Source organism: Thiothrix lacustris DSM 21227, from assembly GCF_000621325.1.
Taxonomy (GTDB): Bacteria; Pseudomonadota; Gammaproteobacteria; order Thiotrichales; family Thiotrichaceae; genus Thiothrix; species Thiothrix lacustris.
In genome coordinates this window covers 1-10728 of sequence record NZ_JHYQ01000048.1, presented here as the reverse complement: position 1 = coordinate 10728, position 10728 = coordinate 1, and the positions used below count along the sequence as shown (strand labels likewise).

Genomic DNA, 10728 nt, shown 5'->3' with positions numbered 1-10728 from the left:
GTCGCTTGATGATATTCTCCCAGCTTTATTAGTCGGGGGTGGAATCAGTAGCAAAGTGTTAAGGTCGTGTTCCCCGTACCTATGGAAATGAGCCACTTGGTAGGCAAGCCAAACCGAATTATACTGCCGCAATGCAAGAATCCCCCCACCTTATCCCCCCGTGGTTCGCCCTGCCCGAACCTTACCCCATCGACCATGCCACCATTATTGGCGGTGGTGTTGCCGGTTGCCAAATTGCCCATGCCTTAGCAAAACGCGGTTGGCAAGTCACACTGCTGGAACGCCACGCCCGCCTAGCGACGGAAGCATCCGGCAACCGTGCCGGTGTGCTCACCCCCAAAATGACAGCAGAAGCAGGCTGGGGTGAAACGTTTTACCAGCAAGCTTTCTTGTACGCCATCGAACAAATTCGCCAATTGGAAGCCACCGGGCAAGTGATCGAATGGTCACAATGTGGCGCATTGCAACTCGCACATGAACCGCGTGAAGCCGCGCGTCAGCAAGCCCTGCGTGAACGGGATTTACCGCCAGATTTCATCCAGCTACTTGACCAGCAAGCCGCATCGGCAGTCGCAGGCATTCCACTGCCTAGCGGTGCGAGTTATTTCCCGCAAGCAGGGTGGGTTAACCCAGCAAGCCTGTGCGCCGCGTTGGTTGCACACCCACAGATTACGGTGCGAACTCTGACTGATACCACCCACCTACCGTCAACCGGTATCACCATCATTGCCAGTGGGCGTGAGGCAGACCAGTTCGCGGAAACAGCTTTCCTGCCCTTTTTACCCGTGATGGGGCAAACCAGTCAGGTAGCGGCAAGTCATGAGAGCGAACTGCTGAAAACCACCATCGGGCACGAAGGCTATTTGACGCCTGCGATTGCTGGGCAACACGTTTTCGGGGCAACCTTTGTGCGGAATGTGCGCGATGCGGTGTTGGATAGTGCCGCTGATGCCACCAATTTTCAGCAACTTGCCGAATACTTACCCGACTTCGCCCGTTCCCTGCAAGGTGTTGGAGGAAGTCATGCTGCTATCCGCATGACTACACCCGACCGCTACCCAGTGGTTGGAGCATTGCCCGATGTGGATTTCTATCACCAGGCGTATGCGGATTTGCGGCACGGCCGAGCGAGCCAATGTTTCCCGCAAGCCCGCTACCAGCAAGGTGTATTTATGCTGGCAGGGTTTGGTTCGCGCGGCTTAACCACGAGTGGCTGGTGTGCAGACTTACTGGCCGCCACGATCACTGGGGATACGTTACCCGTGGCAACCATGTTATATAAGCAGTTACACCCCGCCCGTTTTCTAATCCGTCAGATGAGGCGTGGGTAGCGTAGTTGGAATTAAGGAGGTGGCGGCGTGGCTTTGGCTGGCTCTGGCGTTTGTTGGCTGCGTAGTTTATTGATTTCAGCATCCAAGACTTGGTTTTTTTCATCGCCTTTATCAAGTGCTTGTTGCATTTTGGTATTTTCTTCTTCCAGTGTTTGTACTTTTGTTAAAACACTTTGCAGTGACTTACGAAGCGTTTCGTAATGGCTACGCTGGGAAGGGGTGAGCTGGGCGAGATCATCCTCTGTCAGTTCCGGTGGGGATAAAGCACTAAGCGTTGTGGATGTCCGCAACGCTGTTTTTTCTGGCGCAGGCGCAGGCGCAGGCGGCGGTGGAGGAGGGACAGGAATAGGCGTGGGTGCAGGCAAGGGTTCTTTAAAAGGGCTACTCTGGTTGGTTAACTGTGCGTGTGGTTGAATGGTTTGTGGCGGCGGCGCTAGGTATAACATTGCACCACCCGTAACCAACAGGACGGTTGATACAACGCCAACGACGGTAATGGGATCTCTTTTAGGCATGGTTGAACAACTTTTGCCACCAGCGGCGGCGGTTATTGGGTTGAGGGAAGGCCATCGGTAAATCGGTCGGTGGTATGTGCGAAAGGATCCAGCCCGGTAAAGGTGGGTTTCCGCTAGAGCCGCAGGTAGAGCCTAGGTTGTTGGGGTCAAAGATTTTAATGTAGGTTGGTTGGTGCATATTATCGACATAGACAATGCCGCAATAATCTTCATCATGTTCCCGGTGTAACAGCTCGTCTAGTTCACGAACGATATTACTCAACGCATGGCTGGGTTGTGGGGTCGTTGGTGGTTCTTCGCCAACGGCATAAACATACCAACGGTCGCTAGGTGAAGACAATACTAGCGCCCATAACGCATCAAGTTGATGCCACCGCAGTACGCCAGAAAAGTTGCCGCGAAAGGCTTCTAAAAAAGGGTGTGTTTCGCTCATATGATTTTAATTGGCAGGCAAAGGTTAGCAGCATAATTCGTGCCCGGGCTATACTCAAGCCTCAAGTGTTTTTCGGTGGGTGTAATTGACATCGTTATACGTGTCGATTACGATCCTTTTCCGATAATATACTGTCAAAAAAATCAAGTTTTTATAGTCCCTTATACTAAAATTCAGGAGATGTTAGTCATGAATAAAATCACCATCAGTATTTCTGCTCTGTTTTTGACGCTGGGTATTTTGAGTGGCTGTGGCGAGAAGAAAGAAGAAGCGCCTAAAGCTGAAGCTGCTCCAGCTGCTGAGCAAAAACCTGCTGAACAAGCTGCTGCTCCAGCTGCTGAGCAAAAACCTGCTGAACAAGCTGCTTCTGCCGCTGCTGCTACGCCTGCTGCGCCTGCGGATTCAGCCACCAATCCAATGACTGCCATGACGGATGCTGCGAACAGTGCCGCAACAGCAATGGGCGATGCCGCTAAAGCTGCTGGTGATGCAGCGACTCAAGCCGCTGATGCGACTACTCAAGCCGTTGGCGATGCCGCGAAAGCGACTGGCGATGCAGCAACCAAAGCAGTGGATGCAACGACCCAAGCCGTTGGTGACACCGCCGCTAAGGCGGTTGATGCAACGACTCAGGCGGCAGGTAGTGCACCAGATGGCGAGAAGATCTACAAAGGTCTGTGCTTCAGTTGCCATGACATGGGCATTGCAGGCGCACCTAAGCTGGGTGATAAGGCGGCATGGGCTGCACGTATCGCCACCGGTATGGATGCACTGTACGCTTCTGCCTTGAAAGGCAAGAATGCCATGCCAGCCAAAGGTGGTAACCCCGCGCTGTCTGATGCTGAAGTGCAGGCAGCCGTTGATTGGATGGTTGCTAAATCCAAATAAGGCTCGTCATCTGTTGATGAGACACGAAAAAGCCCCGTTACGGGGCTTTTTCTTTGGACGCATTTAATGGGCTGGTATGGGCGTTGGCTGACGCATTTGTTGCTGAACTTGGTCAAAGCTTGGAGCCATTGTTACCGGTGGATAACTATAGCTGCTCATCATAGGTGGATACCCATAAGATGGGGCGTAGTAGGGCGTGCTATAGCCGGGGTAGCTGTAATAGTTCCACGGTACGCTTTGGGTATAGGCATTACTGTAGCCATACGCATTGGTGTAACCATACAGGTTGGCGTTAGTATTGCCTTGCCCGCTGCCTGAAACATCAGAGGCCATAGCAGTGCTGCCTTTGCCTTTGAACGTCACCGCAAAGTTGACTTCACCATCCGCATTACCTTGTCCGCTGCCTTGCCCATTTACATCGCCAGTACTCGTGCCATAGCTTTGAGCATCCACATTTGTGTTCCCTTGAGCTGTACCCGACGTTTGCCCGACACTACTGGCATTATCGAAGCCTTCAAAAAATTCGGCAAATGCGCTGCCACTGCTGACAATCAACGTAATAACGAACCATGTTTTTGTGTATTTCATCCTTTATCCCTCCCTAACGATTTCATATTAAAGAGTATTCTTATTATCCTGCGCTGATTGTGATGTAAGTCAAGCCTTACCGTTGATCGGGTGAATGTTTTTCATTTGAAGGAATTACATGACAGCAGGCAAGTCGAACCGTATAATAAGCAGTCCAGCAGCTTTTGCAGGATTCCGGGGGCGACTTGGCTTCGACGTGGATCACAAAGTCTGGGGAGCATGTAGTGGATGTGGTGACCACTTAAACACTAGTCACAAACAATAGTCGCAAACGACGACTCTTACGCTCTCGCCGCTTAATAACCGGTAGATAGCTGCCTGATCGCTACTGTGCTTATGCAGTACGAATATTCAGGCATCATCCAATCATAAGATCGTGCGGGAGGCTCGCCCAAGGCCAAACCACTAAACAGTATTGGGACAGCCTGTGAGCAGCCTGTCAGTTGGCGGCAATCGGGTTAAACAAACGACTGACTAAACATGTAGTAGCCTTCAGATGGAGGGTTTGCGGACGCGGGTTCAATTCCCGCCGCCTCCACCAAATACCAACTTCATGCCGTTTCATGAAGACTCACAACCCCTTACAGGCGGCAATCTGTAAGGGGTTTTTTGTTGCATGGCGTTTCATGCGTCCCATGACATCCTAATATTTTGTTGGTATCGTCGTTGGTATTCCCAACTTTCAGAAAATGGATACCAACAATGAAGCGCAAACTTACAGACACGGCGGCAAAGAATGCCAAACCCACAAGCAGCATAAGTGACGGCGGCGGGCTTTACCTGCTAGTCAAAGAAACTGGCAAGTTCTGGCGTTACAACTACCGCATGGATGGCAAACAGAAAACGCTATCCATTGGCAGCTATCCAGAAATCAGCTTGAAGGATGCACGGTTACTGCATGAAGAGGCACGGGCATTGCTGGCGCGTGGTGTTGACCCGTCACAGCACAAGCAAGCAACTAAGGGCGCAAGGTTGGCAGAATCGGCTAATACCTTTCAGGCCGTGGCTATGGAATGGATTGTGAAGTTCACAGCAGACCAAGTGCCGGAACATATCGACAGGCAGAAACGGCGGCTAGAGCGTCACGTTTTCCCCTACATTGGCGGGCGCATCATTGGGGAAATTGAACCACCGGATATTTTAGCCGTGCTGCGGCGTATCGAAGCGGCTGGAACGCTGGAAACTGCCCACAGGGTGAAAACCATCATAGGGCAGGTGTTCCGCTATGCCGTGGCAACAGGGCGGGCGGTACGTGACCAAACGGCAGACCTGAAAGGCGCATTGCCACCAGCGAAAGGCAACCACTTTGCAGCGATCACAGACCCAAAGGAAATAGGGGAACTGTTGCGATCTATGGCTGGATACAGTGGGGCAATGGAAACGTGCATAGCTTTGCAATTGTCGGCCTACCTGTTCACCCGACCGGGCGAACTCAGACAAATGGAATGGGCAGAGATAGAAGGGGATGTTTGGACAATCCCAGCGGAAAAGATGAAGGCAGGGCGCGTGCATGTAGTGCCATTGTGCAAACAGGCATTAGCCTTGCTTGATGAACTGCGACCACTAACAGGTAAACGGCGCTATGTGTTCCCGTCACGCACGGATACCAGCAAGCCAATGAGCGCTAATACAGTTAGGTCGGCACTGGTACGGCTAGGCTACGAAAGCGACACCATGACCGCACACGGATTTAGAGCGCTTGCCAGTACCCGACTGTATGAGATGGGCTTCCATACCGACTTGATAGAAAAGCAGCTTGCCCACAGTGTCGGTTCTGATGTGCGCAGGGCATACGATCGAAGCCAACACATAGAGCAACGTACCGCCATGATGCAGCAATGGGCGGATTATCTGGATAGCCTGCGGGATGGTGCGCAGGTGATACCGATACGGCGGGCGGGATAAGTGCAAGTCAAGGCCGGACAAGTTCCGGCTTTTTTGTGCCTGTAATTCAGTGAGTTAGCCAATCTATGGGCTACGCTGCCATGCAATCGACCCATGAAAAAAATATTATTTTCTAGTGGGGTGCTATGTATAAGAAATTCTGTCTTTTTGTCTTGCAGTAGTAGTTGGTAAATATAAATACTTATAATTCAATTACTTAAAAAAAAACAGGGCGATTTTACAAGACAAAACCGTTTTTTCATTTTGTCTTATTTTGTCTTTTTGTCTTGTCTCACACAAACCCCCAGCATGGCTAATCCTGACAAAGCAGGCATTCAACACCCAACGGCGAACCCTTCACAGTCAAAACCCATCTATTAATGTTTTGCATGGCAGAAATGCGAATCATGGGCGCATCTCATTTTTAAGGATTCGCGCATGTTAAAAATCAAGCAAGTTTCGGAAATGACCAGCTTAGCACCTGCATCAATTCGCCGGATGTATCAGGCTGGAACATTCCCAAAGCCGATGAAGCTATCAGTCGGGCGCTACGCATGGCGTGAAGACGACGTGAAATCATGGCTTGATAAATTGGAGACTGTGACCAATGCCGAAAGCAAGCCGTAAAAAAGCCGTCATTCAGGTACTAACCGCTTTGGTGCAGCGACCGCACAAAACAAGCGAACTCGACGCGGTTCTAGGCTGGCGAAACTCACCACAAGCCGTGCTTGATCTACGTCATCGCGGGTTTGAGATTTTGACCACTTACGACACTGACAGACGCGGAATCTACAGCATTCCGCACACCGAAAAACCCAAAATTTACAAATTTCTTGGAGAACATCATGCCAGTTTTAAGCATTAACTTGACCGAAACCGAATACAGCCTTTTGCTGAAGAAGGCGAACAATTGCGATTTGCAGCAAGTCACCCGTGTTGCACTCGATCAATATTTTCAGTCTCACCGTTTCACAGACGAAAACCTTCCGATTTTGGATTTGAGCGGGCATCGCAAGGCAGCAGCGGCATTACAGGCTGAGCGTGTTGATCCGCGTCTGCCAGCCGCACCGAATCGGTATGAAACTGGAAACGACGGACGCGGCGTTTATGAAGATGATGCGGCTTTTGACCGTGCGGTTTCCGCTTACCAATGGATTCTCAAACGCCACAACGCGGAAACAGCCGCTTTTGAGCGCAAAAGAAGTGCGGGCGTGGTTAACGAGTTCGGCGGCATTACTTGCACCCTATAACGTCAAATGCGCGGTAAAACTATCGTCAAATCGGCGGTAGTTTTGCCGAAACCTACCGTCAAAAACTACCGCTCCGTTTGCCACTCCAATTTCATGGTCAAAGCATTGTAAGTTAATGGAAATTTGCGATTATTTGCCGGAAAACCTTCCGATTTTTGACGTGTGATTTTCTAATGATTTGGGTGAGTAACGACGATGTTGAAAACGGGAAAAGTTACCCTAAAAAGCCTTGAAAAACGATCAATCAAGGGGCTTTCCAAAAAGATTGAAACCGCCTTGAATGGGGAAACCGATGGAACGTTTGAAGACCTGTTCGTAACATCGACACGATGCAATTACGGCGGTTTGCGCTATTGGTGGCAATGCCCGAAGTGCGGACGGCGTGTAAGTATCCTGTATGCGCTGCCTTGGCAGTTCAAGGAGTGGGCTTGTCGGCACTGCCATGAAGCGGTTCATGAAAGCTCACGGGCTGGCAGGTACAGGCGCGAATATAACAAGGCGACAGGGCTTTATTTACGCTACAGCCGCAAGCGACCGGACGAACTGCGACCCTTCGATTTCCTGAACATGGAAGACAAGCCAAAGGGAATGCACTGGAAGCGATGGATAAAGATTTTCATCAAGCAGGCAGTGGCGAGGAATGAGGCGCTCACATTTCATTTGAGGTCGGTGAATTGGGCGCATCGGGGCTGTATGAGCCACGAAGAAATCATGAAGGAATGGAAGCGCATCGAGGAAGCACAGAGGACGGCAAATCAGGGCGGATAAACACCCCTTACCCGTGTTTTTGCCGAAAATGACCTTTCCGCGAATTCTCCCTAGCCTGAAAATTCATCAAATGGGCGCGTTTCCTCAATTTGAGGACGTTCCTGAAAGCTAAGGGGCGTGGTGGCGGATTGCAGCAAATCACCATCTAAGCCCTTGCTGAACTTTGCATTATGGTGGTGACGAACCCCGAAACCGGGGCGCGTTTCTGCAAACGACACCTCTGAATATTAGCGTTTTCTTATCTAGTTCCTGGCATTGAATCCTCTCAGATTGAGAACTTGAACGCTGTCAGTTTTGCGCATCCAATCCAAAAATGGATGGTCTTGATTGCAAAGGCTCACCCATTGGCTACTGGCGGCGCTTGTCCAGTTCCTCACTCACGATACGACGCAAACCGTCCTCACTGATGCACTTGTCTTTCTCACGCCTGATGCTTTCCTCAAGTCTCACAATAATTTCAGCATTCAGAGAACGTCTATTCTGTTCTGCCAGCTTTTCGAGTTCTTCCTTAACTTCCGGCGGCATTCGCAAGCCAAAAGGGTTCACGTCTCTACTCATAAAATTACACCACATTATTATGACTTCACAGTGTAGCCATAAATAGCTTGACACGATAGAAACACCGTGAAATTATTATGACTTCACGGTAAAGCTACAAGGAAAAAGCATGACTGCTACCAGATCAATCAAGCCTTTCGGCTTGCGCATGAATCCAGATGTAAAAACATGGATTGAAGAACGGGCAACCCATAACGGGCGAAGCCTTAACAGTGAAATCAACCAGATATTGAAGGAGTTGAAAGAAGGCACGGCAAATAAAGCCGCAAAAGAACAGGCGAAAGCCTAAACGAAAACGCCCCCAACAATGTGGAGGCGCTTAAGGGCTGGCAGGTGCGACAACACCAAACAGCCAATTACTGACAACCATTTCAAGAGTAACCAGTATGCAAAATCATACCTCAAAACCGCCCAAAATGGGCAACATTCCCCTCCCACTTGCAGCGGTTCAGCAATGGATTGAAGCCGACGCGGAAAACACCCCTGAGTCATGGGGCTATGTTTCCGGCTTGTTAAGCGGCATTCTGATTTATCGCCCTGACATCAGCGAAGAACTGATGTTTCTGCATCAAATCGCCACACAGCGCGGATTGATGGCAGCGAAAGGCAACACAAGCGCCTATGCCACCCTCACCCCGAAAGAACGTCTGCAAGAGCTTTTCAGCGTCACAACCCGCATGAAGGCGCATTCGGTCATCTTGTCGCAATTCTTCACCCGACCGGCAACCAAAGCGGCGGCAGTCGCTGGCATGAATGCCGAAGTTGAAAACATGCTGGTTCTTTGGGAATTGGTCAAAGCAGACGTTGAAGAAATGGAGGTGCAGCAATGAGCAAATACGCACCCCTAACCCTACGCACCATTGCAGCAATCACGTCTGCAACCAGCGCAGCAGCAGCGCACCCAGCAGCGGCTAATCTGTTCGGCATGTTACCCGGTGGCGTTATGGTTGCCAGCAGCGCAGCGGCAATTTATGCAGGCTGGCACATCGTCGCTACTTCAGAGAATACCGATCACCGCATTGTATCCGGTGTTACAGCGGCGCTATTCGCGGGCGTTATGACCGTGGGCATTCATAGCAGCGGTCAACTGAAAAACGCAACACAAGCAACCAGCACGGCGGAACAAGCCGACACGCTATACATGAATCAGGAATCAACCCGCATGGCGACACTGGCAACCGTGGCGGCTGAATTGCGGGCGACACAGAAAAGTAAGTACCCGGCGGAATATGCCGCGTTACAAGCGCAAGTCGACAAACTTTCAACCCCAACGGTTCGCACTGCCACAGCTACCCAAGAGGCAACCGCAACAACTGGCAGCATTCAGCAATGGATTGCATCGAGTGTGTTTGAAATCGTCACACCTGCATTGCTGCTACTCGCTGGCATGTTCTCACGTCGCAAGGGCAACCAAGGGCAACCCCTAACAGTTGCCAATTTTCAAGGGCAACCACAGGGCAACCCAAGGGCAACCCAAGAGAATCAGCCACTTATAGACGTGACCGAAACCGAAGGGCAACCCGTGGGCAACCCATTGGAAGCACTCGAAGCCCGTGCAGTTGCCCTTGATGCAGAGGGTAACGTGACAGTAAACGCATTAGTTGCCCTTACTCGCTGCACACCAAAGCAGGCGCGTACCGCATTTGCCAAGGCAACCGAACAGGGCATTTTGACGAAAACAGGTGAGGGCGGCGCTACCCGCTACCGCTACAGCAACAAACTGAGGATTGTAAAATGAGCTTTATCCGTGCAACTAACAGCAGTATGCCCAACCTTGTGGGGCTTGGTTTATTGGTCGGTGGCGGCGCGTCTGCTTTGTCGGTCATGGTCGGTGGCAATCCGATCTTGAATTTTCCCGGCAAGGAAGTTGCTGATTTCGCCTTTGGTGCAGCAACCGCAACCACGGGATTTTTCGTTCTCAAGGAAGGCTCAGCAGTGGCGGCATGGTTAGCGGCGGCATTGGTCGGCGGTGCAATGACCTATGCAGGCTTGACCGTTGACACCGACCAAGCAGGCCGGATGGTAAATGCCACGATCAATGCAGCAAAGCAAGGCGCAACCTCAGCAGCAGACAGCGTGGCTAATGACACCCACAGCCAATACCGCGCAATTCGCCAACTGACAGCCGCAGAAGCCGCAGAATGTGACGCTAACCTGAAGTGGACACGCACCGACCAAGGGCGGCTCAATTGCTCTATTGAGGCTGTAGAAAAACCCTCCGAACCGCCATTTTGTGGGATAATCAAGCATCACAAGCACCAGAATGAGTAGGCAGGCATGGCACGCTACAAACCGATTCATCAAGGCGTAAAACTGTTGGCTGTGGACTTTGACCGGCAAATCCTGCCGGGTACATTTGAATACGCGCTACGTCATTTGGTGGATAAGGAACTTGACCTTGAAGACTTCCACCAGCGTTATAAGAATGATGTGCAGGGCGCAGCCGCTTTTGACCCAGCGGTGTTACTCAAAATCATCCTGTTAGCTTACAGCCGTGGCATTATCAGTAGCCG

The 10728-nt window shown here is 51.0% G+C and carries 16 protein-coding genes and 1 other RNA gene; 13 read left to right on the top strand and 4 right to left on the bottom strand.

Going from position 1 to position 10728, the window contains the following annotated elements; translation table 11 throughout:
- Window positions 1–131 precede the first annotated feature (131 nt).
- Window positions 132–1331 (top strand): FAD-dependent 5-carboxymethylaminomethyl-2-thiouridine(34) oxidoreductase MnmC1, encoded by a 1200-nt coding sequence (gene mnmC1, locus Q394_RS20905; RefSeq protein WP_051543524.1) that lies wholly within the window; start codon window positions 132–134, stop codon window positions 1329–1331.
- An 11-nt stretch (window positions 1332–1342) separates the two neighbouring features.
- Here mnmC1 and Q394_RS0116565 read toward each other — a convergent pair whose 3' ends face one another.
- Together Q394_RS0116565 and Q394_RS0116560 are read right to left on the bottom strand one after the other, a co-directional pair.
- On the bottom strand, window positions 1343–1846 hold the full coding sequence (locus tag Q394_RS0116565; protein WP_028490230.1) for a hypothetical protein: 504 nt from the start codon (window positions 1844–1846) through the stop codon (window positions 1343–1345).
- Window positions 1839–2279, bottom strand: a complete 441-nt coding sequence (locus tag Q394_RS0116560) for a hypothetical protein (protein WP_028490229.1) — start codon at window positions 2277–2279, stop codon at window positions 1839–1841. The genes Q394_RS0116565 and Q394_RS0116560 overlap by 8 nt, the downstream gene beginning before the upstream one ends.
- Window positions 2280–2468: 189 nt before the next feature.
- Here Q394_RS0116560 and Q394_RS0116555 point away from each other — a divergent pair, with 189 nt between their 5' ends.
- On the top strand, window positions 2469–3167 hold the full coding sequence (locus Q394_RS0116555) for a c-type cytochrome (RefSeq protein WP_051543523.1): 699 nt from the start codon (window positions 2469–2471) through the stop codon (window positions 3165–3167).
- 63 nt (window positions 3168–3230) lie between these two features.
- Here Q394_RS0116555 and Q394_RS22530 read toward each other — a convergent pair whose 3' ends face one another.
- Window positions 3231–3755, bottom strand: coding sequence for a hypothetical protein (locus Q394_RS22530; protein WP_051543522.1), 525 nt, complete (start codon window positions 3753–3755; stop codon window positions 3231–3233).
- A 176-nt stretch (window positions 3756–3931) separates the two neighbouring features.
- Here Q394_RS22530 and ssrA point away from each other — a divergent pair.
- From ssrA to Q394_RS0116525, 6 genes are all read left to right on the top strand, one after another.
- Window positions 3932–4296, top strand: a transfer-messenger RNA (tmRNA) gene (gene ssrA / locus Q394_RS22090).
- Window positions 4297–4457: 161 nt separating this feature from the next.
- Window positions 4458–5660 (top strand): tyrosine-type recombinase/integrase, encoded by a 1203-nt coding sequence (locus tag Q394_RS0116545; RefSeq protein ID WP_028490227.1) that lies wholly within the window; start codon window positions 4458–4460, stop codon window positions 5658–5660.
- A gap of 417 nt (window positions 5661–6077) precedes the next feature.
- Window positions 6078–6266 (top strand): helix-turn-helix transcriptional regulator, encoded by a 189-nt coding sequence (locus tag Q394_RS0116540; RefSeq protein ID WP_038141886.1) that lies wholly within the window; start codon window positions 6078–6080, stop codon window positions 6264–6266.
- Complete coding sequence (locus Q394_RS0116535) at window positions 6247–6504, top strand: hypothetical protein (protein WP_028490225.1); 258 nt, start codon at window positions 6247–6249, stop codon at window positions 6502–6504. Before Q394_RS0116540 ends, Q394_RS0116535 begins: the two co-directional genes overlap by 20 nt.
- Complete coding sequence (locus tag Q394_RS0116530) at window positions 6485–6889, top strand: hypothetical protein (RefSeq protein ID WP_028490224.1); 405 nt, start codon at window positions 6485–6487, stop codon at window positions 6887–6889. The genes Q394_RS0116535 and Q394_RS0116530 overlap by 20 nt, the downstream gene beginning before the upstream one ends.
- 195 nt (window positions 6890–7084) lie before the next feature.
- Entirely contained in the window at window positions 7085–7657 is a 573-nt protein-coding gene (locus Q394_RS0116525) for a hypothetical protein (RefSeq protein ID WP_028490223.1), read from the top strand.
- A gap of 348 nt (window positions 7658–8005) precedes the next feature.
- Here the strand turns inward: Q394_RS0116525 and Q394_RS21730 are convergent, their stop codons facing one another.
- Complete coding sequence (locus Q394_RS21730) at window positions 8006–8215, bottom strand: Arc family DNA-binding protein (protein ID WP_051543521.1); 210 nt, start codon at window positions 8213–8215, stop codon at window positions 8006–8008.
- A gap of 109 nt (window positions 8216–8324) precedes the next feature.
- Here Q394_RS21730 and Q394_RS0116510 point away from each other — a divergent pair, with 109 nt between their 5' ends.
- The 5 genes from Q394_RS0116510 to Q394_RS0116490 form a co-directional block, all read left to right on the top strand.
- On the top strand, window positions 8325–8504 hold the full coding sequence (locus tag Q394_RS0116510; RefSeq protein ID WP_028490222.1) for an Arc family DNA-binding protein: 180 nt from the start codon (window positions 8325–8327) through the stop codon (window positions 8502–8504).
- Between the two features lie 97 nt (window positions 8505–8601).
- The gene (locus tag Q394_RS0116505; RefSeq protein WP_028490221.1) at window positions 8602–9045 is read left to right on the top strand and encodes a hypothetical protein; all 444 of its coding nucleotides are present in this window, start codon (window positions 8602–8604) and stop codon (window positions 9043–9045) included.
- Window positions 9042–9953 carry a hypothetical protein gene (locus tag Q394_RS0116500; RefSeq protein ID WP_028490220.1) on the top strand — a complete coding sequence of 304 codons (912 nt, stop codon included), beginning with the start codon at window positions 9042–9044 and terminating at the stop codon, window positions 9951–9953. Before Q394_RS0116505 ends, Q394_RS0116500 begins: the two co-directional genes overlap by 4 nt.
- On the top strand, window positions 9950–10486 hold the full coding sequence (locus Q394_RS0116495; RefSeq protein WP_028490219.1) for a hypothetical protein: 537 nt from the start codon (window positions 9950–9952) through the stop codon (window positions 10484–10486). Before Q394_RS0116500 ends, Q394_RS0116495 begins: the two co-directional genes overlap by 4 nt.
- Window positions 10487–10492: 6 nt before the next feature.
- Window positions 10493–10728: transposase (locus tag Q394_RS0116490; protein WP_028489914.1), on the top strand; the 236-nt coding region annotated here is incomplete at its 3' end.